The sequence below is a fragment of the Desulforamulus profundi genome (assembly GCF_002607855.1).
Genome location: NZ_AWQQ01000095.1, coordinates 46,495 through 68,669, shown reverse-complemented (window position 1 = coordinate 68,669; position 22,175 = coordinate 46,495). Strand labels below are relative to the sequence as shown.

The following is a 22,175-nucleotide window of genomic DNA, read 5'->3' as shown; positions in this document are numbered from 1 at the left end:
TCGGAAGAAACCAGCGTGTCGGTGCATGAAGCCAACCACCAGGTGGAAAAATTAGCTTCTTCGCTCAAAGAGTTGGGAGGAATCGCCCAGCATGCCGCCAATTACTCCCATGAAGCTTCCCAAGCTGCCGGAGAGGGCCAGCAAGTTGTACTGCAGACGGTCCGGCAGATGCGTATCTTACATGCCATGGTAGAAAACCTGGCAGAGGACACCGGCGGTTTGGGGCATAAGATCGAGGACATCAACAAGTTTGTACAGCTGATTGGCGATATTGCAGAGCAGACCAACCTGCTGGCCCTCAACGCAGCCATTGAAGCGGCCAGGGCCGGGGAACACGGCCGGGGCTTTTCCGTGGTGGCCCAGGAGGTCCGCAAATTGGCGGACAGGTCCAACCAGGCGGCCAAAGACGTGAAAAAGATTATAGAGGAAATTACCGAGCAATCCCAGAATGTGATTTACAGCATGAGTGAAGGGTTAAATGAAGTTAAGACCGGGCACAACTTGATAGATGAGACCGGGGAAAAGTTTCATCATATTAAATCGCTGCTGGATTCCCTGGTGGAACAGTCCCGGGCCGTGGCCGCAGCCTGTTCCCAGGCCACCGACAGCAGCTCGGAAATCGCTGCCGCCGTACAACAGCAATCGGCAGCGGTCCAGCAGGTGGCCTCCTCCGCCGGTGTCCTGGATCAACTGGCCCAGGACCTGCAAGAACACATTGGAAAATTTAAAAGTGATGTATGTTAAACCGCGCCTGTATTGATAGTTCCCGGGTTTGTACAAAACCCGGGACATTTTTTTACCCCAGGTGTCAGACCCCAGAGAAAATTGTCGAAATTAATATTATAATGAAAAATGGCTATGCTTTAAGGAAAGACTTAGAAATTAGAGGAGTTTATGGATTAGCCAGCGAAATAATTCATTTGGAAAGGTAAGGTTTGAATAAATGTTTACGATCAGCAACCGGTTAAAGGTATTGGCAGACTACGTACCCTGCGGCAGTATTGTGGCGGATATCGGTACAGATCATGGCTACCTGCCTGTCTACCTGATTTTAAAGGGCATTTCACCCAGAGCCATTGCTGCCGATATTCGCCGGGGCCCCCTGGAGGCGGCCCGCTCCAACGTTATGCAATACCAGGCGGCGGGTAAGATTGACCTTCGCCTGGGAAACGGTTTGCAGGTGCTTGCGCCGGGTGAAGCGGATACCATCGTCATTGCCGGCATGGGTGGCGGTACCATCCGGGATATCTTACAGACCTCCCCGGAAGTGGCGGCAAAGGCCCGCAGGCTGATTCTGCAGCCCATGGCCGATGAAAAGGATTTACGGCTCTTCCTGCTGGAGCATGGCTGGACCATTGTTGATGAAACCCTGCTGCTGGAGGACGGCAGGCTTTACCTGGCTCTGGTGGCCGAGAGAGGGCAAGAGGACATCAAAGACCCGTTGATCCTGGAAATAGGCCCCAGGTTATTGGAAAAAAAACATCCTTTACTGGGGGAACATATACACAGACTGAAAGAAAAATACTGCCGGGTTCTGGATGGTTTGCATAAGAGCAGTCAACAGGCGGCTCTGGAGAAGGCCGGCAGGGTTCAGGAAAAAATATCGCAACTGGACAAGCTGGAGCAGTCTCTGGAAAAATAGATATGTGGTAAAATGGAACTTAGAATGAGGGGGTTGAGGATCGTGGCAACTGCACAGGATGTGGTAAATATCATAGAGGAACTGGCTCCCCGCTGGCTGGCGGAGGAATGGGATAACAGCGGCTGGCAGATCGGGAACCCCCGGGCTGAGGTAAAAAAAGTGCTGCTGGCACTGGATGTGGATGACGTTATCCTGCGGGAAGCCCGGGAGAAGGATGTCGATTTAGTCATCTGCCATCACCCGCTGCTTATGAAAGGGGTCAAAAATATCCGGCTGGACGAACCCCGGGGAGCCCTGATAGCCGAACTCATTAAAAACAACATCGGGGTTTACGCGGCCCACACCAATTTGGACAGCGCAGCCGGGGGCGTCAATACATTGCTGGCAGAACGCCTTGGACTGCAGGACTTACAGGTTATGCACCCGTCCAAAGGGGAGAAATACCTTAAGCTGGTAGTTTTTGTACCGGCAGAGCATGTGGCAGCCGTACGGCAGGCCATTTCTCTGGCCGGCGCCGGTTGGATCGGTAATTACAGTGACTGCACTTTTCAGGTAAAGGGCACCGGCACCTTCCGCCCTCTGGAGGGGACCAACCCCTACATCGGCCGGCAGGGTCAACTGGAGCAGGTGGAAGAAGTCCGGTTGGAGACCATTGTTGCCGGCGCCCAGGTGAAGGGTGTCTTAAAGGCCATGCTGGAGGCCCATCCCTATGAAGAGGTGGCCTACGACCTTTATCCTTTGGAAAACCAGGGAGGTTCCTTTGGCCTTGGCAGAATCGGCAGTCTGAAAGAGCAGAAAAGTTTTGCCGATTTCATTATCCATGTCAAGGAAGCCCTGGGGCTGGCCACCGTGAAAGTAGGCGGCGGCATGTGGAGAGATGTCCGCAGGGTGGCCGTTTGTGGCGGTTCCGGGGGAGAGCTGTGGCCCGTTGCCGCCGCCAGGGGGGCAGAGGTGTTCATCACCGGAGATATCAAATATCATACTGCCCAGGATATGCTGGCCGCCGGTCTGAATTTTATTGACGCCGGCCACTTTGCCACCGAACATTTGGTGCTGCCGGCACTGCAAAATAAACTGGCAGAGGCCTGTCGGCAAAAGAATTTGGACATTACAGTTGTGGTTACCAAACGTCAATCCGATCCTTTTATGTTTCTTTAGGGATAGTGGGCGCGCTCGCCCCTGTCCCTTTTATCATTTTCTTTAAGGAGTGATCGCATGTCCGATCTCCGTAAACTATGGCGGCTGCAAATGCTAGAGGAACAGCAGGAAAAAATCGACAAAGGGGCTGACCCCGGGCCGGTTCAGCAACTCAAAGAGAGCAAGAAGCAAATTGAGGCGGCACAGAACAACCTCAGGGAATTAAAGGACCGCTACCAAAGGGCCAGGGAACAAACCGGCACGCTGGAGCGGCGGGCACAGGAACTGAGGGACAGCTGCAGCATGATCAGCACAAAAATTTATGACGGTTCTCTGCAGACCAAGGAGATTAAGAATTACCAGCAAAAACTCCAAAAGCTGCAGGAGGAGTTAAACCTGCTGGAGGACCGGGAACTGGAACTAATGCAGGTAAAAGAAGACATCAAGCAGGAGTGGGAGGACAAGAAACAACGGCTGGACAGCATGGCAGAAGAATTCAAGGAACTGCACAACGTCTATTTACAAGACAAGGAAGAAACAAAAACACGGGCCCAAGGTTTGGCCCGTGAAATCGAAGTGCTACTGCAGGAAATTGGGGAAGATCCTTTGAACAAGTACCGGCAGTTGAAAACAAGGTATCGGAATCCCGTCGGAAGGATTACCAGGGACACCTGCTCCGGCTGCCACCTGGGGATCCCCTTTGAGAAGATAAAACAGCTCAAGTACCAGGATGACATCGTCCTTTGCAACCACTGCGGGCGCATGTTGTTCTGGGACCCGCAGTAGAGGGTTTGAGCAATCGGTGTCCCCAAAACCCTAGATTAACTGAGCGGCTAATTTCAGGTTTTCATCAAAGGAATGCAAACATGCTTCCACCGGCTGCGGCTTTTCCATATCCACCCCGGCCTTTTTCAGCAGCTCAAGGGGATAGTCCTTGCCGCCGCTGCCCAGGAATTCCAGATATTTGGCCAGTTCTTCCGGACCGCCCTGCAGGATGCCGTTGGCCAGGGCCACTGCGGCGCTAAATCCGGTGGTATATTTATAAACATAAAAGGCGTTGTAGAAGTGGGGGATTCTGGCCCACTCCATTGAGATTTCATCATCCAATCGGACACCCTGGTAGTAGAATTTATTTAATTCGTAATAAATCTCCGAGAGGGCTTCCGGTGTCAGGCTGACTCCCTGTTCCGCCTTTTCGTGGGTGATCTTTTCAAATTCCGCAAACATGGTTTGCCGGAACAACGTAGTGCGCACCTGCTCCAGGTTGTAGTTAAGGAGATAAAGTTTTTCCTTGGCATCGTTGGTCTGTGCCAGCAGGTGGTGTATGAGTAAATTTTCATTCAGGGTTGAAGCCACTTCCGCCACAAAAATGGTATAGCTGGCATTCCGGTAGGGTTGGTTTTTGTGGGAGTAAAAGGTATGCATGGCATGCCCTGCTTCATGAGCCAGGGTAAACACATCATTCATGGTGCCGTTAAAGTTCAGGAGGATATAGGGATGATAACCGTAGGCGCCGGTGGAGTAGGCCCCTGCGGTCTTTCCTTTGTTTTCATAAACATCCACCCAGCCGTTTTCCAGGCCGTGCTTCAGGTCGACGACATACCGGTCGCCCAGCTTGCGCAGGCCTTGTAAGACCAAATCAACGGCTTCCTGGTAGGAGTAATTTTTGTTTAACTCGGTTACCAGCGGCACGTATAAATCGTACATGTGCAGCTCCGGCAGTTGCATCACCTGTTTGCGGAAATCAATGTACCGGTGCAGCAGCGAAATGTTGTGCCGGATGGTTGCGATCAAATTATGATACACCGAGACATCCACGTTGTCGGCAAAGGTGCTGGACTCCAGGGCGCTGTTGTATTTGCGGAGCCGGGCATAGAGGCAGTCCTTTTTCACCGAATTAATGTAGGTCTGGGCAATGGTGTTCTTAAAGGATTTATAAACGCGGTACAGCTCGTTATAGGCCGCCTTTCTGACTTCCCGGCTGCCGCTTTGGATAAGACGCTGGTACCGCCCGTGGGTCAACTCAACCGGTTCGTTGTTTTCGTTGATAACCTGGCCGAATTTCAGGTCGGCGTTGTTCAGGGTTTGGAAAATGCTTTTCGGGGCGCCGGCAATTTCCCCAAAGGAGGAGAGAATTTTTTCCTCGGTGTCCGAGAGAATATGTTCTTTGTTGCGTCCGATTTCCCGAATAAAATGCCGGTAATCTTTGAACCTTTCATCCCCCGCCAGACTCTGCAGGAATTCATCGTCCAGTTTCATGAGGTCCGGCACAAAGAAGCTGGTGGCTTCGCTGTAGACCACATAAAGGCTTTTGACCTGGTCGAAAAGGGCCAGGGCCTGGGTGTTGGCGATGTCTTCATCCAGTTTCATATGGGCATAGGTATAGCTCTTTTCCATCAGTTGGTCGGACCGGTCCTGCAGCTGCAGCGCTTCCAGGATGGTTTCCTTGTCGGTGAGTCTGCCCTGGTAACCTTTAAATTGTTCCAACAGTTCTTTTATTTTTTCCAGATCCTGTTTTACTTCGTCGGCATTTTTATACATGGTACCAAGGTTCCACTTAAATTGTTCTTCAATTTCATCCCGGTTCTTTATATTGGTGTTCAGAAAGATACCTCCATTCTCGTTGGATTGAATCAAGTTTGCTATAGTTTATGCTGGATTTACATCTTTTCTCCAGACTTTTAAAAATTTAGCCCACCGGCCTCACCGGATATCCGGAGGCAGATCCGGCTGTTTGGATGCTTCCACCGCCAGCCGGTCACAGCGTTCATTTTCCGGGTTGCCGGAATGCCCCCTCACCCAAACAAACTTAACGTTATGACGCTCGCACAGTTTTAACAACCTCTCCCAGAGGTCTGCATTCAAGGCGGGCTCTTTTTTGTTGCGCATCCAGCCGTTGGCCCGCCACTTTTTGGCCCAGCCCTTTTCAATGGCGTTGATTAAATACTGGGAGTCGGTGTAAATGGTAACGTTGCATCTTTCCTGCAGGCTTTCCAATCCCACGATGGCGGCCAGTATCTCCATGCGGTTGTTGGTGGTGTCCCGAAAGCCCGCTGACATTTCCTTGCGGTGGTCTTTGTACAGCATGACCACACCGTAGCCGCCGGGACCCGGGTTGCCGGAGCAGGCGCCGTCTGTATAGATGGTCACATTTTTAAGATCCGAAATCATAGACCAAACCTCATTTCTTGTTGTTTAGGTTTTTATGCTTTTTGTAAACTGTGATAACTTTTAGGGTGAAATTTGTTTTTCTACCCATACAAAATAACTTAATAACTTAATAACTTAATAACTTAATAACTTAATAACTTAGGTACCAGGTACCACATCACATAATTATACCATGTTATTGGCAGTGTACAAAAGTCATGGTATGATGTACGAGAGGTGATGACAGTGAAAAGATTGCTTTCAATCATGGTAATCATTTGCTTGTTTCTGACGGTGACCTCTCCGGCCATAGCGAAAAAGAGCGGCGGCTTTAAATCCGGCGGTTTTTCCAAGCCCAAAACCACCACAACCGATTCGGCGCCTGCCGGTTCCAGCAAGGATAGCGGGGGAGCGGACTCTACCCAAAGCACAACAGGCGGCACTACCAAAAGTGCTACCGACGCAGGCACCGGAGACAAAATTCCCTATACCAACCTGCCTTCCAGTAAAATGACTTCCGGCGCCGATGCGGCGGCAACCATAGGGAAATCCAACCTTTCCGGTTTTCGGCCGTCCTTTTTCCCGTTTTCCGGTAACTTCTGGATGTGGATGTTCTTGATGAACAGCTTTGGTCACAGCCAACCGGCCGTGGCCCAAACCGAAGCAGGCGGCCAGGGGACCCAGGAAACGGAGACCGGAGAAAATCAGCAGGGCATCTATACACCTGCCTGGGGGATTACTGGGCTGCCGACCCGCTGGCCAATATCATTTCCACTGCCATCCTGGTGGCGGTCATTGCTTTGCCTATCGTGATGTTTTTAAAGTGGAGAAAGAAAAGACTTTCTTTTTAGGTAGATCAAGCCTCCCCGCTGCCAGGGAGGCTTTTTTGTGTGCCATAGGCAGTGAATACTTTTGTAATTCTTTTTTAGTACCTCTGCTATAAACTTGTCTAGGAACAATGATAAGATGGAATAAATAGTACCGGGAGGGATAATAATGGCCAAATGGCGTTGCACGGTTTGCGATTATATTCATGAGGGACCGGAACCGCCGGAGACCTGTCCTGTCTGTGGAGTGGATGCTTCGTTCTTTGAGAAAGTGGAAGAAGCCGCAGCCAATCCATGCCAGGACGAAGTCAAAAAGGCTCTACGGCACATCACATACGGGTTGTATATTGTTGCTTCGCGCAAGGGCAAAAAAATAAACGGCCAATGTGCCAATACGGTGTTTCAAATTACCTCGGAGCCGGTAAAGATCGCTGTCGGAATCAATAAAAATAATTTGACCCATGAATATATTCAAGACAGCCAGGTTTTTTCGGTCAGCATTCTGGATACCAACGGGCTGGGGTTGGTAAGGAATTTCGGTTTCCGGTCGGGCAGGGATGCAGACAAGTTTGCCGGTATGGAATATGACATGGGAACCTGGGGGTACCTCTGTTAAAGAATTGCCTGGCCGCTTTGGAATGCAAGGTGACGGGCAGTATGGACCTGGGAACCCATACACTGTTTCTCGGGGAAGTCACCTGTGCCCGTGCAGGAGCTGCCGGAGGGTCGATGGCCCGTACAAGCGGTTCCGCAGAGCCGATGACCTATGCCCTATATCATAAAATCAAAAACAATCCCCCCAAGGAAGCTGCCCCAAAGGAAGTCACCCGGTGGCTCTGCAAGGTCTGCGGCTACATCCATGAAGGGGAAGAACCGCCGGCAGTTTGCCCGGTGTGCGGCGTTGGCCCCGAGGAGTTTGAGAAACTATAGCACCGGCGTCACGGACGTTTGGCCTTAAAAAGATACCCGTTTGCATGGTCCCGAACAACCCGGGGCAAGCTAAATGGGTGGACAGTTAAGGACCCTATAAAAAGTGCCCCTCTGGCCCAAAAATAAGCCGTCAGCGACGGCTTATTTTGGCCATATTATTTTTTCTCTTCTTCTTTAACGTCTTTAACATCCATCATCATGCCGGGGGGCATCATGGGACCGCCGGTCATCGGGCCCATACCCATTCCAGGGGAAGTGGGCCATCCAGAAGGCGGGCACTCACCGGGCATTCCGGGCGGGCAACCGGGCATCATCCCGGGTCCGTACATCCCCGGTCCATACATCCCGGGGCCAAGTCCTGCCACAGGGCTTACGGCTTGACCGGGAGGGGCCTGGGGCGGTGGGCAAATTTGATCCATGGCGCCGGCAACTTGTACGGCACACACGTTCCACAGGGGGATGATGGTGGCCTGGGTGGTGGCAGTGGTACCGGTATGCAGTTCAATGTAATCCTGCCCTACAGCATGCAACATACCTGTAACAGGAGTGACTCCGGGACAGTTCAGGGACACGGTAATTCTTTTATGCAGCAGTTGGCACAGCCGCTGCATAAAAGTGGGAGCCAACATGATTGGCATTTTAGGGGGTGTGGTGGGAGGCACCATGCAGGATTTAGCTTCGACTTGCTCACTCATAAAGTTATCAGACCTCCTAACAAGAGTTTGCTATATACTATTTAATTAATTGTAAAAATGTACCAAAAATAAAAATACCGGTTAAAATTTTACCGGTATTTTTGCATACTATAAGAAAAGCTAGCTGGTGTTGCCTGTCTTTTCCGGTTATTTATGCTTTGGGCTTGAAAGTCTCACATTGTGTTTCTTCAGAGGTGCCGGACTGCTCTGCGCCGGAATGATTCACTTGAATCATGGGCGCATCACACATAACGTTGGAGTTATATGCGCACTCGGTAACAGTGCATTTAATGTTAGGCATTTCGTTTCACCTCCTATGCTAAGGTTACCTTTAGTTTACCCAGGCAGGGAGATAAAATTCATTTTTCCAAGTTAACTATATAATTATACTAAAATAATTATAAATAAACAATAAATGTCGAATATGTATACAAAATATTACTATAATTTTGTGAAGGAAAATTAAGGTTTTCGCAGAAAAAGTTACTAAGTCCCAAGTGGATAATTTGCTTGAGGAGGGAAGACACCGGGGTTCTTGATCACAGTAACGCCGGCTTCTTCCAACATTTTAACATCGTTGGGGTCAACGCCGTTCATGGCCTGGATGCCGCCGGTTCTTAACTCGCTGGCCCGAACGGAGTTCTCTTTAACAATCTTGTACACCAGTTTGTCAAGTTTGGGAGCGCCGTCCCAGTACTCTTTGTTGGCTTCCAACACAATTTGCTGGCCCTTTTTCCATTCAACAAACTTGAAGGGGCCGGTGCCTACGGGATTTTCAATAAACTTGTCGCCATATTTTTCAACAGCGGCGGGACTCACGATGGGAGCAGCCAGCGCCATGGCCAGGTTGGCCAGGAAGGGAGCGTAGGGCTCGCTCAAGATAAACTTAACGGTGTAATCATCCACCTTCTCTACCTTTTGCACGGGGCCGAAGGTAAAGGAAGCATAGGGCATTGCATCGGTGCGCTGAGGAGGTAATTGACGGGATACGCTAAACACGACTGCATCAGCGTTAAAGGGAGTACCGTCATGGAACTTAACACCCTGACGGAGTTTAAAGGTCCATTCTTTGCCGTCCGGGGAAGAGGACCACTCGGTGGCCAGTGCGGGCTCAATTTCGGTATTACCGGGCTTATAGCGAACAAGTCCGTCATAAATGTTTACAATGGGGTTGGCAGATTCGCCGTCATCCACATAAGCAGGATCTAAACCCCTGGGGTCGGAACCCTGGTCAAACACAAAAATCTTTTGCTTGGCAGTTTCAGCAGCTTTTTCCTTGTTGTCTCCGCCGACGCAGCCGACCAGCGCCACAGCCAGTAAGGATACCAGCAGCATGAAGAAATTCTTTTTCCGGAACATCAACTTGGCATCTCCTCTCGTACTCTTAATTCTTTCTCAGACCTTGAGTCCCGGTATTATCCGTTAAAGAAAACGAATATGTTCAGGCGGCCCGTGCCATTGGCAACAATGATTTGCAAATTATTTTTAAGCATATCCTGCCCAACGTTGTGGCCCCGGTTGCGACGATAGGAGGTGGGTCGGATGACACAGACGTTATTACAAGTAAAGGACCTGAAAACCCACTTTTTCCTGGAGGACGGAGTGGTACCGGCGGTGGACGGAGTGAGCTTCCACCTTAACCGCGGGGAAACCCTGGCGGTGGTGGGGGAATCCGGCAGCGGCAAAAGTATTACCGCTACCTCCATCATGCGATTAATACCCAATCCTCCCGGACGTATCGTGGGGGAGAGATCTTATTTAACGGGGAAGATCTGTTAAAGAAGACGGAAAAAGAAATGAGAAACATCCGGGGCAACCGGATTTCCATGATCTTTCAGGAACCCATGACTTCCCTGAACCCGGTGTTCCGGGTGGGGCACCAGATTGCCGAGTCCCTCGTGGTTCACCAGGGTTTAACGAAAAAGGATGCTCTGGAGAAAAGCATCGAGATGCTGCGGCTAACCGGAATTCCTTCGCCGGAGAGAAGGGTGCACGATTTTCCCCACCAGATGAGTGGTGGCATGCGCCAGCGGGTCATGATCGCCATGGCCCTTTGCTGCCGCCCGGAACTTTTGATCGCAGATGAACCCACCACCGCTCTTGATGTCACCATCCAGGCCCAGATCCTGGACCTCATGTTAGAACTGAGAGAACAGTTGGGTACCGCCATTATCATGATTACCCACGACCTGGCAGTGGTGGCTGAAATGGCGGACCGGGCGGTGGTCATGTACTGCGGCAAACTGGTAGAAGAAGCGCCGGTGCTGGAACTGTTTGACAACCCGCTTCACCCATATACCAGGGGATTGCTGAAATCCATCCCCCATATCAACGACAACCAGGAAAGGCTGTACATGATCGAGGGCATGGTGCCGGCCTTAACCGACCTGCCCGCAGGCTGCGCCTTTGCCCCCCGGTGTCCGGAGGTCCAGCCCCGCTGCCACGTGGAACGGCCCTCCCTCAAAGAAATTTCGCCGGGCCGCAGGGTCAGCTGCCGGCTGCATGAAGGGGGTGTGCGATAGTGTCTGCGCTGGTTCATGTAACAAACCTGACCAAATATTTCTCTATTAAAAAGGGGATGTTTGGCAAAGAGGTAGGACAGGTCAAGGCTGTTGACGGCTTGACCTTTGACATCCGGCAGGGGGAAACCCTGGGACTGGTAGGGGAGAGCGGCTGCGGCAAATCGACCACCGGGCGCCTTATCCTGCGCCTGCTGGAACCCACAGCAGGGCGGGTGGAATTTGAAGGCACCGACGTTTTTGAAGCGACTTCCGGGGAGGTGCGTGCCTTGCGCAAGGACATGCAAATCATCTTCCAGGACCCCTATGCCTCCCTGAACCCCCGCATGTCGGTGGGAGACATCATCGCCGAACCCATTAAGCTGTACAAATTGGCCTCAGGACCGGAGGTGCAGAAAAAAGTTGAACACCTGCTGTCCTGTGTGGGTCTGGCGTCTTACCATGCCCGGCGATACCCTCACGAGTTCAGCGGCGGCCAGCGCCAGCGGGTGGGCATTGCCAGGGCGCTGGCGCTTAACCCCAAACTGATTGTTTGTGACGAACCTGTTTCCGCCTTGGACGTATCCATCCAGTCCCAGGTGTTAAACTTGTTAAAGGATTTGCAGCAGGAATTTGGGCTGACCTACCTGTTTATTGCCCACGGTTTAAATGTTGTCAAGCACGTCAGTGACCGCATCGGTGTCATGTACCTGGGCAAAATGGTGGAGCTGGCCCGGGATGACGAACTGTACAGCAACCCGCTGCATCCTTATACCCAGGCCCTGCTGTCCGCGGTTCCCATTCCCGATCCCAGGGCAAAAAAGGAACGGATCATCCTCACCGGAGACGTTCCCAGTCCGGTGAACCCGCCCCAGGCTGCCGGTTTCATACCCGCTGCTTCTGCTGCCAGGACATTTGCAAGCACCACGAGCCGGTGTTTAAGCGCATTAAGCCCGGCCACTGGGTGGCCTGTCACCTGGTGGAAGAAGAGAAAAAACAAAACGCATAACGAGTAAGAAGGTGGCTGTGATCCCGCCCGGGGTTCATAACCACCTTCTTTTACCTGCAACCTAATTGTTTTGTACTGATGGAGCTACGCTAACCCTGTTACGGCCTGCCGATTTTGCATGGTACAGGGCTTTATCTGCCAGTTCCAACAATTCCTTCGCATTTGTGGTATGGGCCGGGTAATTGGCAATGCCCAGGGAAGCGGTCACAGGCCGGTGGGGAAAGACGGTATTTTCGATGGACTGCCGAATTTTTTCCGCCAGCTCGATGCCGTCCCGCAGGGTGGTTTCCGGCAGGATGAAAGCAAATTCCTCACCGCCATAGCGGGCCGCAATGTCCTTGGGCCGCACAACCTGCGAGAAAATTTTACTCATGGTTTTTAAAACCATGTCGCCGGCGGGGTGGCCAAAGTTGTCGTTGTAGCTTTTAAAAAAATCCACATCCAGCATAATAAGGCACATTTCTTTTTTCATATAGCAGCAGAGGGAAATCTCCTTCTGCATTTTTTCGGCAAAATAACGGTGGTTATAAAGGTTGGTCAGGGCGTCGGTGATGGATAAATTCTGAAACTTTTTATTTAACATGGCATTTTCCAGGGTCAGGCTCACCTGAATGGTAAACAGCTCTAAGATCATGTTGGCTTCCTCACAGGGGCTGGGCCTGTTGTGATGCTGGGCAAGGATCACCGCCAGGGGGTTGCCGTGCTTGCCATAAAGGGTTAATATCTGTAAAATCCCCAGGCCGCAGTGCTCCTGGCAGTCTTCACAGAAAACCGCATGGGGTAGCGTTAAATCCTCATTTTTGATGTGATTTACCTGTGTGAGGATTTTTTATAGGCGCTGCATGAGCCGAAGGGGCTGTTCCCGGGATTGCGTTTGATAATTTCACCGGGGTAGCCGTTTTCGTCCAAAAGAATAAAATGGCAGCCGGCAACCTCGGCAATTTGCATAAAGCCGTTTAAAATTAAATTATGCATGGTATGAAGGTCATTCTCACCGGCCACCTGGGCCAAAATCCAGTGCAGCTGGGTAAGTTTTTCATTCACCTTTACCAGGGCTTTATACTTGTTCAGCATATCTTCTGTCGCAGCCATGTCCTGCCTCCGTACGTTTCTTCCGGTAACAATTCTATTAACAAGTTCTACCTGTGGGTAACAATCTCCTTGCGATATAATGTTACTTAATGTCAAATTTACAATATTTTAAGGTTTGATTGAGAATTTTGTACCGTGTTGACTTATAATTAACGGTAAGTTCATTTTTGATAACATTCCTTATGGTGGCAAAATGTTTGTGACAACAGGAGGTAAGCAACAGTTACAGATTAATTAAACAAAAGTAAATAAAAAACAATAATCCATTGACATCGAACAAGAGTTCTAATTAAAATAATGGTAAGAGGTGGTGTCAATGGAAAAGATGCTAACATCTCATCAGGTAGCAAAGCTATTAAACGTATGGCCTCACACGTTGCGCCGCTGGGAAAGAGAAGGGAAATTAAAACCACTGCGCACACCCGGCGGTCATAGGCGTTATAAAGAATCGCAGATAATGGCTTTGATTGGTGAAGAGATAACTGAAAGAGGAACAAAGCAATGCGCTGTTTATGCCCGTGTATCCACTGCAAAACAAGCCGAAGCCGGAAATTTACAGCGGCAAAAAGAGCGGTTAATAACTTATGCGGTAGAAAAAGGTTATCAGGTTAAAGCTGTTTATAGTGAAATTGCTTCCGGTTTAAACGAGAACAGGCGGGAACTTGCCAAGCTGGCCAAAACCGCCACAAAGGGTGAAATAGACGTTATTGTTATCGAATATAAAGACCGATTGGCCCGTTTTGGCTATAAGTACCTGGAACAATACTATCGGCTATGCGGCATTGAAATTGATATTATGGAATCAGACGAAGATAAATCACCGCAAGAAGAACTGGTAGAAGACATGATAGCCATAGTAACCAGTTTTTCAGCCGAAACGCGGCGGCAGAGTGGCAGAAAAGCTGGTGCAGGTCATTAAAAGCGAGGTGGCTGCCGGTGAAAACGACGGCGATGGGAGTAATCCTTGAACTCACCGAAACCCAACAAGCCTACCTTGATAATCTCATGGCCCGTTACTGTGCAGCAGTCAGGGGGAGCTTTAAAAGATTGCTGGAAGGCAAAGAAATCCAGGACATCCGCAAAAGCGTACAGGTCAAGTTTAACATCAACTCTCGGCAGGCTAATGATGCGGTGTTTGAAGCTCAAAACACCATCAAAAGCAACATGAATTGGTAAAGTTACACTGCGCCAATGCCCGGGCCAAAGTAGAGTTTACCCAAAAGCGAATAGCTAAAGCCAAATCGTCCAAGAAAAAAGCCAACCTGCAAAAACGGCTGAAAAAAGAACAAAGAAAGCTGTCATATTGGCAAAACCATTTGGCAGCCAAGACCTTTCCGGCAGTTGTTTTCGGTGGAAAGAGACTGTTTCAGGAAAGATGTAAGGGCAATATCACCCGGGAAGAGTGGCAGGAAGCCAGAAGCAACCGTTACCTGTCCCGGGGAGACAAGACCAAGGGCGGCAACCTGAACACACGCCTGTACGAGATGAACGGACAAATCTAGCTGGATATAGCCGCCGAGCCAACCGGCACAGGCCGATATAAGCGTATCACCGTTCCGGTTTACCTGGCCCATAAACCCTCAAAAAAGACAGGTAAAATCAATGGCCGCAACTACCGGCAGATGGTTTTGGATTACCTTAAAACAGGTGCCGCCTACCAAGTAGAAATAATCCGTAAGGACAGCAGGTACTATATCTATGTTACCATCGAAGAAGAGATCCCGGTTCCCTATCATGCCCACGGTGCCGTAGGAGTGGACACCAACCCTGACGGCTTAGGGATGGCCCTGACAGACTGCCTGGGGCAGTACCGGGGCAGTCAGTGGTTAAGACAGGGAGAATGGACTTATGCTAGAGGCAACCGAAGGAACAACCTTATCGGTGAAACGGCCAAGAAGGTAGTAGCTCTGGCAAAAGAAACAGGCTACGCCCTGGCAGTAGAGGATTTGAAATTTAAAAACGACAAGTCCGTAACGGCTAAGTTTAACCGTATGAGCCATGGTTTTGTCTGGTCAAAGTTTCTGGCATATATTGACCGGTGTGCTGCCCGTGAGGGTGTGCCGGTAATAAAGGTAAAACCGGCCTTTACATCGGTCACGGGCATTCTAAAGTACCAGCACGTGTACGGCATATCTAATCACGAATCAGCAGGTTATGTTATAGCAAGACGTAGTCTGGGCTTCACACATGAGAAGATACCCAAAGTATTGCTTGATAAACTGATCAAAAAGAAATCTGAATTCAAGCAAATGGCTAATTGGAAACAATGGTCAGCAGTTAAAAAGGTTGTATTGGCTAAGATTAACAAACTAACGAAAAGGAAGGTGAGAAGCCTGGTTTCATGGCAGGTTCACCGGGAAAATGTGCTAGGGGTTAAAACCTTGAGCCTTTAGATTTTGCGGGTGGCACGGTACACGTTGTGAAAGGCCGTTGTCACAAGTCAGAACCCAGGCGGAGGCAACACCTTCTCCGGGCAGTACGTTTGCTTTAGGCAGCGGCGGGGAACCTGCGGGGTGATCCACCCGGAACATAAGCGAGAGCTTATGGCCTAGCAGTTGAATCCTGTGATACTGCCTCTCGTTAGTAGGCGGGAGAGAAACCTAAATAAATCTGGATTATCCTGTATAAATCAGATATGTTTAGCTTTCAGAAACCAGGGATTTCTATGGCCATTAATACTGTTTTGTTCGATCTGGACGGAACCCTGATCGACTCGCTGCCGCTTATCCGAAGAACCTACGAGAAGGTCTTTGAAGAAATGAATATTCCCTGGGGAGATGCACAAGTCATGAAGCATATCGGCCTGCCCCTGGTGGATATCGCCAAGACCTTTGCCGGAGAAGCAAGGCACCCGGAGTTTTTCAAACTCTACCAGCACCACTATGCCCTGGAGCATGACGAGTTGACAAAACCCTTTCCCGGCACATTGGAAATGCTGGAGACGTTAAAATCCAGAGGATTCCGGCTGGGCATTGTCACCTCAAAAACCCGCCAGGTGGCCCTGCGCAGCATTGGTTTTTTGGGCATCGACCGCTATATGGAAGTCACTGTGGCAGTGGAAGACGTGACCCGCCACAAACCCCAGCCCGACCCGGTGCTGAAGGCCCTGGAACTTATGCAGGCGCCTGTGGAAACCGCCGCGTACATGGGAGACAGCCCCTTTGACATTTTGGCTGCGAAGAGGGCCGGTGTTACTTCCATCGGTGTAACCTGGGGGATGTCTGAGAGAGACGAACTCCTCAGGCGCGAACCGGATCGTATTTTGCAACAATGGGAAGACCTAATCCCTATACTGGAAGCTTATAGTTCATAATCCGGCGGATACACCAACCGTACCTAAATAACATAACCTATGGGTAAGCACGGAAAGAAGGTGCAGGCCATGGGTTTTATTCTTTTTATCCACGGTATGGGCCATGACTCGAACCGGCAGTATTGGAAGGTCTGGGCGGAAAGGCTGCTGCCCTGCCTGGTTGAGCAGGGCAGCAACCCTGCAAATATTCAATTTGGCGGCATCTACTACTACGACCTGGTGCCTGAGCCCGGGGACGGGTGGAAAAAATCACCCCCTTCTTCCAGAGGGAGGTCAGGCAGGAAATGAAAAGAGATCTCTGGGAGCATGCGGTTCGCGGCGGGGATATCAGAGAGACCCTGGGAAGGGGACCGGTGGATGGGTTTATTAACCTGGTGGCAGACAATTTTGGCGACATCTTTTCTTACTTATTGAACGATCAGGTCTACCAGCAGGTAAACAACCGCTTTTACCGGGCCATCGAAGAAACGCCGGCCCCTATTACCCTGGTGGCTTACAGCCTCGGGTCCATGATCTCCTTTTGTGCCCAGCAGCAGAGACCGGAACTGGCCGCTAAAATAAGCCATTTCATTACCCTGGGCAGTCCTATCTTCTGGTTTCGCAAATGGCTGAACAAACGGACCCAGCTCTCCAAACCCCCCGGCCCAGCCCTCTGGACCAACCTGGCGGTACGCATTGACGTCGCATGCCCTCACCTGGTAGGTTACAGTACCTGCGGGCCGGATGTAACTATAGAATGTGAACTGGAAAAATATAACCCGGTGAAGGGTCACCTGGCTTATTTCTCTCATCCCGAGGCCCTGAAAGAACTGGCCAGGGCAGTGGATGCTCGTTCATTCACGGTCTGGTAGAACTCCCATAGATTTCTGCCTTTATAATAAAACATGTTGACCTTATACTCAATAGCAACAATTTTAAGAAAAGAGCCTATAATAAAACACGACGTGGTAAAATAGAGACAACCCAAAAAACACTGCCGCCCATCAAAGGAGAGTCTATGCATACCATTATCGTAACCGCCGCCATTATTCATAAAGAGGATAAAATACTGATTGCCCAGCGCAAAAAGAATGTGGACCATGGATTGAAATGGGAGTTTCCCGGGGGGAAACTGAATTTCGGCGAAGATCCCAGGGTGGGCTTGCAAAGGGAAATAAAAGAAGAGCTGGACATGGAAATCGAAGTAAAGGATATTTTTGAGGTTGTCTCCCAGCTTTACGGAGAAAGGCATATCCTGCTGTTATGTTACACCTGCCGGTACCTTGGACAAAAACCCGCCGCCAGGGACTGCCAGGACTTCCGCTGGGTTACCCCCGCCGAGATGAACCACTACGATTTCACGGCAGCCGATGTTCCGGTAGTAAAGAAGCTGCAGAATTTTTTGAAAGAAGCCTGCCTCTAGAGAGTGGCAGGCTTAAACATTGGTATATTTTTAAGGAGACAGAATCGTATCATGTATACAATTGTAGCATAGCCGACAATCTTTGACAACAAGATACAATTTTGTGCAAAAAACCCTTTTAGCCTTCTATGAAAAACCTTATTACGAACTCGTTTTTGTGTTATAATTCCTTTTAAAGGCTTGCATGACTACCCCGGCGAAGAACCGGGGATATTGTTTTTAGATACTTTCCATGGGCCGAAGGGGAGATCAATTTTGGTGAAGCAGGTGGTGTTTCCCGAGTTTCTGGGGGAATCTGAAATAGCGGTGGTTATTATCATCCCGTCATTAAAAGAGGATATGGGCGACTTATTTGAACGTTTCCACTCGGGAGAAGAGATTGACTACTGGTTTTCCTGGGACCTGGTGGTGACCAATACCGCAGAATACCTGGTGGTTTTAGAAATCAACTGGGACCAGGGGGAAGGATTAATTGTCGCTTTTACCTCGGAAATGTGGGAATTTATTAATTTGATTGACCAGAAGGAAAATATCGTCATCCTGGGGGATTGGAGTGAGCTGGAGGAAGGAGCCTCCCTGGCATACGAAGAAGCCGAAGGGGAGTACCGGCCTATGCCTTGTTGATCCGGGATGTACATACGGGACTGGAAAAACTGTATAATCATGTCAAGGAACTGGTATCCGTTAACCAGGACGTTGAAGAACTGGCGAAACTTCAGCTGATATTGGAAGGAACCCAGTCCCAGTCCACCACCTACCACTAAAGGGCACCGTAAGCGGTGCCCTTTCCAACATTTTTAACAGATGCCGCTGCCGGAGCGGGTTTTGGCAAAACAGCTCGGATGACCGCAGACCAGGTGGTCTTCCTCATAGGCATAAAAGGTCTTTTCCCCGGGCTCCACCGGCCTGCCGCAAACGGTACAATGGACCTGTTCCTGGCAGGGCACCAGAATACCCGTCAGTTTACCGCCCTTCCAGGCAACCTCCAACTGGTCCAGTTGGGATTTGAGGGGTTTTACCGGACAGCATTCCGGGTGAAAAAAATACCTCAACTTGCGACCGTCCTTACGGTATTTTAATTCCACGGCGGGGCTGAAGGGCGGGATCTTTTGGTTGCATTGATGACAATTCCGCACCCTTCCCATGGTGCTTTTCAGCACATACCTGGGCTGGGCCGGTTTTTTGCGAACCTCCCGGTCTTTCCAGTATTTTTGTTTCCTCCCCGGGTTACAGGACACCCATTTTTCGATTTCGGTATAAAAACTGCGGTAATCCCTGTCCGCCAGTTTGATGTTCGCCGGGAAACCTGCCTCCACCACCATGCGATGAAATTCATTCTCCGCCGCATCATGGGCCAGGCCGTCCATTTTATGGGTTTGCCAGTTATAACCCTGGTCGGACAGCCACTTGTGATAGGTGTGAAAAATATTGCCTGAACAGACAAAAAACTGGTCATCCCTGCTTACCTTGGCTTTATCCATCAAATCCGTCATTAAATGACAAACCAGTTCTTCCCAGCCCAATTTATTGGTCCAGGTCACGGGGACCCGGGCGGAGTAAACCTCTCCGGTCTCCTCGCAAACCAGCACCACCACTTCCCCAAAGGCCTGGCAGCCACCGCCGGCATCTTCAACATACCAGGTTTTCAAGGTTATCACCTCATCAATAAAAACAGGCTTCCGGTCGGCAACCAAGAAGCCTGCCACACATGCTCCAATACTTTTCTTCTTTATATTATCTAATTTCCCCCAAACTTTCAATCCATATATACTGCGAAAGGTCTCTTTCATATAAGGTAATATATTCAACCTCCACCAGTTATAAGTTCAAACCTGTCTAGTCTATTCCAATTTTTCCGTCCCTATATACAGGCACTACATCAAAAAGATCCACCTGGGCGCAGTAGGCCAGGTCGGCGGCCAGACCAATTTGAGCCAGTTTTTGGCCGTGCAGGGAGTCATAAAGGGCCCGTAACGGGTTGTTTTCATAGTATTCAGCCAGCCGCAGCGCCGCCACCGCAGCATCCTCCAATACCAGGCCATTGCCTGAAACCATAGGTGTCTCGTCCAGGTAAAACTCACCGTTAATCGGCAAGTTCTCTGTCAGGGCAGGGGAGATCTGACCCTTCAATTGCCAGAGCCTCACCAGTTCCCTGGCAACCATGCCTGCCGCCAGCGTGTCTTCCAGCGAAAATTTCCCCCTGGTCCCGGCACAGACAAGTACGATATCCTGTTCCATTTCCATAAGTTTCTTCGCTACGGCAGAGACATTCAGCAAACTGCCGATAAAAACCTGCCCGCTGCCCTCAGCAGCGCGCCGGGTGGCCTGCGTGCCGTTGGTGGTGGTTAAAATAACCGTTTTGTTCCCGACAGTGCCTACATTATATTCCAGGGGGGAATTGCCCAGGTGAAACCCCGGCACCTTTACGGCCCCCCTCTCACCGCCCAATAAAAAGGTGTTTTCCGGTAAGGTTTTTGCCAGGGCAAAGGCGTCGTCCACCTCCACCACCGGAATCACTTCTTTACAACCGTTGGCCAGAGCTGTGGAAACTGTAGAACTGGCCCTTAAGATGTCGAACATAACTGCCGATTTATTAGTAAGGACATCCCTGCTGATATCTGCGGCAGTGGGAACAAGAGAAATCTTCATGACTACCAACCCTTTCCATCCAGGATGATCCACTATAATACTACCACTAAATACTACCACATATTATATAAAGAAGGGGGTTAAAATTTCTCCGATGTCGCGTGTGTGACGGTATTAATACGAATTTATTAAGTTTAGACTACTTTTTCTTAAAATAAAGCTCATTTGCAGGATTTTATAGGTAATAAGTCGTAATTTAGGTAATAATTCTATTTTTCGTTGAGGATGTGACTTCCTTTGGAAATAATGACCCCAGCAGGGATTCTGTTTGCAGTCACCTGTTTGATTGCCGGTTTTCTTTTAGAAGGCGGACATGCCAGTGCCTTGTGGCTCCTACTGCTTTCATCATTGTAATTGGCGGCACTGTGGGGGCAACGGTAATCGCCTTTTCCACCAGCGAAGTTCTTTCCATACCTAATTTAATCAAAACAGCCATAACCAAAAAACTCCCGGATTTTACCGAAACCATCAACCTGATTGTGGAACTGGCCGAGAAGGCCCGCCGGGAAGGCTTACTTTATCTCGACAGTCAGTTGGATACCATTGAAGACCCCTTTCTCCGGAAAGCCATGCAGTTGGTGGTTGACGGCACTGACCCGGAGATGGTGCGCAGTATTTTAGAAACGGAAGTTTATGCCTCCTATGAAAGACACCAGGTGGGCGTACATATTTTTGAATCGGCGGGCGGTTATGCCCCCACCATGGGCATTATCGGCACCGTCATGGGCCTGGTACACGTGCTGGGCAACCTATCCGACCCGGACAGCCTGGGTCCGGCCATAGCTATGGCCTTTATCGCTACCCTGTACGGTGTATCCTCTGCCAACGTCTTCTGGCTTCCCATTGGTGCCAAATTAAAGAACCTGAGCAAAAAGGAACTGCTCCTGCGTGAGATGATGATCGAGGGCATCCTTGCCCTGCAGGCCGGTTACAACCCCACCATCATTCGGGAAAGACTCAACGCCTTTATTAAACCGGGGCAAATTAAGCCCCAAGCGGATGAAGGTGAAGCGTAATGAAAAAACGCGAAGAACCTCAAAAGGAAAACCACGAACGGTGGTTGATTACCTACGCGGATTTAATTACCCTGCTATTAATCTTCTTTGTGGTCATGTACACCCTCAGTAAGATTGATGCTAACAAATATTACGCCATCGCTTCCTCCCTGGCCAAAACCATGGGTGGCAGCCAGAGCATCATGGAAAGCGGCGGACCCTCCATGGTTCCCGGTGCCAGCGAAAGTAAAGAACTGGATACCGTAATGGAAAACCTGGAACAACAAAACATGGAGAAGATTAAGCGGCAAATCCAGGAGTACGTCGATCAAAACGGATTATCCGGAAAAGTGACGGTGTCCATTGAGGAAAGGGGCGTTGTGGTTAGCTTTCAGGATGTGGTGCTGTTCCCTCTGGGGGTTGCGGAACTTAATCCCTCCTCCAGGGATATCGTCGATAAAGTTGGGGCGATCCTGCGGCAGACCCCAAATTACATCCGGGTGGAAGGACACACCGACAATCTGCCTATCCGCACCAGCAAGTTCCCTTCCAACTGGGAACTGTCCCTGGCCCGTTCGGCCAGCGTGGTTCACCGGTTAATTGAGTTCAGCGATATTCCCCCGGACAGGCTTTCCGCCACCGGCTACGGGGAGTACCGGCCCAGAAGGCCAAATGATTCGGATACAAACCGCCAGCAGAACAGGCGGGTTGATATTGTGGTATTAAGAACTAAGTTCCAGGAAGTGGAACCGGAGGCCGTTGATAAACCTATTGTAAACCAAGCGACTCAATAAGGAGTGATCGGACATGGCAAACATCATGCAAAGCAGCCAGGA

The 22,175-nt window shown here is 50.1% G+C and carries 24 protein-coding genes and 5 pseudogenes; 20 read left to right on the top strand and 9 right to left on the bottom strand.

The genetic code is table 11. The annotated features are described in order from the left end of the window. The first annotated feature begins 15 nt into the window (after window positions 1-15). From P378_RS15210 to P378_RS15190, 4 genes are all read left to right on the top strand, one after another. Window positions 16-744 carry a methyl-accepting chemotaxis protein gene (locus P378_RS15210; RefSeq protein WP_238473296.1) on the top strand — a complete coding sequence of 243 codons (729 nt, stop codon included), beginning with the start codon at window positions 16-18 and terminating at the stop codon, window positions 742-744. A gap of 199 nt (window positions 745-943) precedes the next feature. Then, window positions 944-1,642, top strand: coding sequence for a tRNA (adenine(22)-N(1))-methyltransferase (locus P378_RS15200; protein WP_099083845.1), 699 nt, complete (start codon window positions 944-946; stop codon window positions 1,640-1,642). 39 nt (window positions 1,643-1,681) lie between these two features. Beyond that, window positions 1,682-2,800, top strand: a complete 1,119-nt coding sequence (locus tag P378_RS15195) for a Nif3-like dinuclear metal center hexameric protein (RefSeq protein ID WP_238473307.1) — start codon at window positions 1,682-1,684, stop codon at window positions 2,798-2,800. Between the two features lie 57 nt (window positions 2,801-2,857). Beyond that, window positions 2,858-3,565, top strand: a complete 708-nt coding sequence (locus P378_RS15190; protein ID WP_099083844.1) for a zinc ribbon domain-containing protein — start codon at window positions 2,858-2,860, stop codon at window positions 3,563-3,565. 30 nt (window positions 3,566-3,595) lie between these two features. On the opposite strand, the gene pepF is transcribed toward P378_RS15190, so the two are convergent. Continuing rightward, on the bottom strand, window positions 3,596-5,416 hold the full coding sequence (gene pepF / locus P378_RS15185) for an oligoendopeptidase F (protein ID WP_476588335.1): 1,821 nt from the start codon (window positions 5,414-5,416) through the stop codon (window positions 3,596-3,598). Window positions 5,417-5,482: 66 nt separating this feature from the next. Next, the gene (rnhA, locus tag P378_RS15180) at window positions 5,483-5,950 is read right to left on the bottom strand and encodes a ribonuclease HI (RefSeq protein WP_099083843.1); all 468 of its coding nucleotides are present in this window, start codon (window positions 5,948-5,950) and stop codon (window positions 5,483-5,485) included. Window positions 5,951-6,175: 225 nt separating this feature from the next. On the opposite strand from rnhA, the gene P378_RS15175 reads away from it, so the two are divergent. The 3 genes from P378_RS15175 (at window position 6,176) to P378_RS22180 (ending at window position 7,686) form a co-directional block, all read left to right on the top strand. Next, window positions 6,176-6,742, top strand: coding sequence for a hypothetical protein (locus P378_RS15175; protein ID WP_099083842.1), 567 nt, complete (start codon window positions 6,176-6,178; stop codon window positions 6,740-6,742). Between the two features lie 183 nt (window positions 6,743-6,925). Beyond that, on the top strand, window positions 6,926-7,372 hold the full coding sequence (locus P378_RS22185) for a flavin reductase family protein (protein ID WP_274378737.1): 447 nt from the start codon (window positions 6,926-6,928) through the stop codon (window positions 7,370-7,372). Window positions 7,373-7,401: 29 nt separating this feature from the next. Next, the gene (locus P378_RS22180) at window positions 7,402-7,686 is read left to right on the top strand and encodes a rubredoxin-like domain-containing protein (RefSeq protein WP_420796012.1); all 285 of its coding nucleotides are present in this window, start codon (window positions 7,402-7,404) and stop codon (window positions 7,684-7,686) included. Window positions 7,687-7,841: 155 nt separating this feature from the next. Here the strand turns inward: P378_RS22180 and P378_RS15165 are convergent, their stop codons facing one another. From P378_RS15165 to P378_RS15155, 3 genes are all read right to left on the bottom strand, one after another. Further along, window positions 7,842-8,381: a hypothetical protein gene (locus P378_RS15165; RefSeq protein ID WP_099083841.1), complete on the bottom strand. Its 540-nt coding sequence runs from the start codon at window positions 8,379-8,381 to the stop codon at window positions 7,842-7,844. 151 nt (window positions 8,382-8,532) lie between these two features. Then, window positions 8,533-8,682, bottom strand: coding sequence for a DUF1540 domain-containing protein (locus P378_RS15160; protein ID WP_099083840.1), 150 nt, complete (start codon window positions 8,680-8,682; stop codon window positions 8,533-8,535). A gap of 185 nt (window positions 8,683-8,867) precedes the next feature. Beyond that, a complete protein-coding gene (locus tag P378_RS15155) occupies window positions 8,868-9,740 on the bottom strand; it encodes an ABC transporter substrate-binding protein (protein WP_338013942.1) in 873 nt (290 codons plus the stop codon). A 53-nt stretch (window positions 9,741-9,793) separates the two neighbouring features. On the opposite strand from P378_RS15155, the pseudogene P378_RS15150 reads away from it, so the two are divergent. The 3 pseudogenes from P378_RS15150 to P378_RS15140 form a co-directional block, all read left to right on the top strand. Continuing rightward, window positions 9,794-9,913: pseudogene (locus P378_RS15150) on the top strand (ABC transporter permease subunit); the annotation flags it as partial. A gap of 10 nt (window positions 9,914-9,923) precedes the next feature. Then, window positions 9,924-10,903 (top strand): annotated as a pseudogene (locus P378_RS15145) (ABC transporter ATP-binding protein). 56 nt (window positions 10,904-10,959) lie between these two features. Beyond that, a pseudogene (locus tag P378_RS15140) lies at window positions 10,960-11,888 on the top strand (ABC transporter ATP-binding protein). A 61-nt stretch (window positions 11,889-11,949) separates the two neighbouring features. Here P378_RS15140 and P378_RS22175 read toward each other — a convergent pair. Together P378_RS22175 and P378_RS22170 are read right to left on the bottom strand one after the other, a co-directional pair. Further along, window positions 11,950-12,522, bottom strand: coding sequence for a GGDEF domain-containing protein (locus P378_RS22175; RefSeq protein ID WP_238473295.1), 573 nt, complete (start codon window positions 12,520-12,522; stop codon window positions 11,950-11,952). Between the two features lie 176 nt (window positions 12,523-12,698). After that, on the bottom strand, window positions 12,699-12,980 hold the full coding sequence (locus P378_RS22170; RefSeq protein WP_238473294.1) for a hypothetical protein: 282 nt from the start codon (window positions 12,978-12,980) through the stop codon (window positions 12,699-12,701). Window positions 12,981-13,296: 316 nt separating this feature from the next. Here P378_RS22170 and P378_RS15130 point away from each other — a divergent pair, with 316 nt between their 5' ends. From P378_RS15130 to P378_RS22145, 8 genes and pseudogenes are all read left to right on the top strand, one after another. Then, window positions 13,297-13,899 (top strand): IS607 family transposase, encoded by a 603-nt coding sequence (locus tag P378_RS15130; protein WP_238473293.1) that lies wholly within the window; start codon window positions 13,297-13,299, stop codon window positions 13,897-13,899. Window positions 13,900-13,916: 17 nt separating this feature from the next. Next, a pseudogene (locus P378_RS23725) lies at window positions 13,917-15,373 on the top strand (IS200/IS605 family accessory protein TnpB-related protein). A 272-nt stretch (window positions 15,374-15,645) separates the two neighbouring features. Beyond that, window positions 15,646-16,293 (top strand): HAD-IA family hydrolase, encoded by a 648-nt coding sequence (locus P378_RS15120; protein WP_099083839.1) that lies wholly within the window; start codon window positions 15,646-15,648, stop codon window positions 16,291-16,293. A gap of 69 nt (window positions 16,294-16,362) precedes the next feature. Continuing rightward, entirely contained in the window at window positions 16,363-16,581 is a 219-nt protein-coding gene (locus P378_RS22150) for a hypothetical protein (protein ID WP_238473289.1), read from the top strand. After that, window positions 16,578-17,144: a lipase family protein gene (locus P378_RS15115; protein WP_238473288.1), complete on the top strand. Its 567-nt coding sequence runs from the start codon at window positions 16,578-16,580 to the stop codon at window positions 17,142-17,144. The genes P378_RS22150 and P378_RS15115 overlap by 4 nt, the downstream gene beginning before the upstream one ends. Before the next feature lie 146 nt (window positions 17,145-17,290). Next, entirely contained in the window at window positions 17,291-17,695 is a 405-nt protein-coding gene (locus tag P378_RS15110; RefSeq protein WP_099083838.1) for a (deoxy)nucleoside triphosphate pyrophosphohydrolase, read from the top strand. A gap of 258 nt (window positions 17,696-17,953) precedes the next feature. After that, window positions 17,954-18,319 carry a hypothetical protein gene (locus P378_RS15105; protein ID WP_238473287.1) on the top strand — a complete coding sequence of 122 codons (366 nt, stop codon included), beginning with the start codon at window positions 17,954-17,956 and terminating at the stop codon, window positions 18,317-18,319. Further along, window positions 18,313-18,459: a hypothetical protein gene (locus P378_RS22145; protein WP_238473286.1), complete on the top strand. Its 147-nt coding sequence runs from the start codon at window positions 18,313-18,315 to the stop codon at window positions 18,457-18,459. The genes P378_RS15105 and P378_RS22145 overlap by 7 nt, the downstream gene beginning before the upstream one ends. A gap of 33 nt (window positions 18,460-18,492) precedes the next feature. Here P378_RS22145 and P378_RS15100 read toward each other — a convergent pair whose 3' ends face one another. Continuing rightward, window positions 18,493-19,353, bottom strand: coding sequence for a hypothetical protein (locus P378_RS15100; protein ID WP_238473305.1), 861 nt, complete (start codon window positions 19,351-19,353; stop codon window positions 18,493-18,495). 178 nt (window positions 19,354-19,531) lie between these two features. After that, a complete protein-coding gene (locus P378_RS15095) occupies window positions 19,532-20,344 on the bottom strand; it encodes a 2-phosphosulfolactate phosphatase (protein WP_099083869.1) in 813 nt (270 codons plus the stop codon). Window positions 20,345-20,581: 237 nt separating this feature from the next. Between P378_RS15095 and P378_RS15090 the strand changes: the two are divergent. Together P378_RS15090 and P378_RS15085 are read left to right on the top strand one after the other, a co-directional pair. After that, a pseudogene (locus tag P378_RS15090) lies at window positions 20,582-21,360 on the top strand (flagellar motor protein). Further along, complete coding sequence (locus tag P378_RS15085; protein WP_099083837.1) at window positions 21,360-22,133, top strand: flagellar motor protein MotB; 774 nt, start codon at window positions 21,360-21,362, stop codon at window positions 22,131-22,133. Before P378_RS15090 ends, P378_RS15085 begins: the two are co-directional and overlap by 1 nt. Window positions 22,134-22,175: the final 42 nt, after the last annotated feature.

What these genes read in the sequence shown, in the direction of transcription:
- P378_RS15200 (WP_099083845.1), top strand. Translation starts at nt 944, where the DNA reads ATGTTTACGATCAGCAACCGGTTAAAGGTATTGGCAGACTACGTACCC.
- P378_RS15190 (WP_099083844.1), top strand. Translation starts at nt 2,858, where the DNA reads ATGTCCGATCTCCGTAAACTATGGCGGCTGCAAATGCTAGAGGAACAG.
- rnhA (WP_099083843.1), bottom strand. Translation starts at nt 5,950, where the DNA reads ATGATTTCGGATCTTAAAAATGTGACCATCTATACAGACGGCGCCTGC.
- P378_RS22185 (WP_274378737.1), top strand. Translation starts at nt 6,926, where the DNA reads ATGGCCAAATGGCGTTGCACGGTTTGCGATTATATTCATGAGGGACCG.
- P378_RS15165 (WP_099083841.1), bottom strand. Translation starts at nt 8,381, where the DNA reads ATGAGTGAGCAAGTCGAAGCTAAATCCTGCATGGTGCCTCCCACCACA.
- P378_RS15160 (WP_099083840.1), bottom strand. Translation starts at nt 8,682, where the DNA reads ATGCCTAACATTAAATGCACTGTTACCGAGTGCGCATATAACTCCAAC.
- P378_RS15155 (WP_338013942.1), bottom strand. Translation starts at nt 9,740, where the DNA reads ATGTTCCGGAAAAAGAATTTCTTCATGCTGCTGGTATCCTTACTGGCT.
- P378_RS22175 (WP_238473295.1), bottom strand. Translation starts at nt 12,522, where the DNA reads ATGATCTTAGAGCTGTTTACCATTCAGGTGAGCCTGACCCTGGAAAAT.
- P378_RS22170 (WP_238473294.1), bottom strand. Translation starts at nt 12,980, where the DNA reads ATGGCTGCGACAGAAGATATGCTGAACAAGTATAAAGCCCTGGTAAAG.
- P378_RS15130 (WP_238473293.1), top strand. Translation starts at nt 13,297, where the DNA reads ATGGAAAAGATGCTAACATCTCATCAGGTAGCAAAGCTATTAAACGTA.
- P378_RS15120 (WP_099083839.1), top strand. Translation starts at nt 15,646, where the DNA reads ATGGCCATTAATACTGTTTTGTTCGATCTGGACGGAACCCTGATCGAC.
- P378_RS22150 (WP_238473289.1), top strand. Translation starts at nt 16,363, where the DNA reads ATGGGTTTTATTCTTTTTATCCACGGTATGGGCCATGACTCGAACCGG.
- P378_RS15115 (WP_238473288.1), top strand. Translation starts at nt 16,578, where the DNA reads ATGAAAAGAGATCTCTGGGAGCATGCGGTTCGCGGCGGGGATATCAGA.
- P378_RS15110 (WP_099083838.1), top strand. Translation starts at nt 17,291, where the DNA reads ATGCATACCATTATCGTAACCGCCGCCATTATTCATAAAGAGGATAAA.
- P378_RS15095 (WP_099083869.1), bottom strand. Translation starts at nt 20,344, where the DNA reads ATGAAGATTTCTCTTGTTCCCACTGCCGCAGATATCAGCAGGGATGTC.
- P378_RS15085 (WP_099083837.1), top strand. Translation starts at nt 21,360, where the DNA reads ATGAAAAAACGCGAAGAACCTCAAAAGGAAAACCACGAACGGTGGTTG.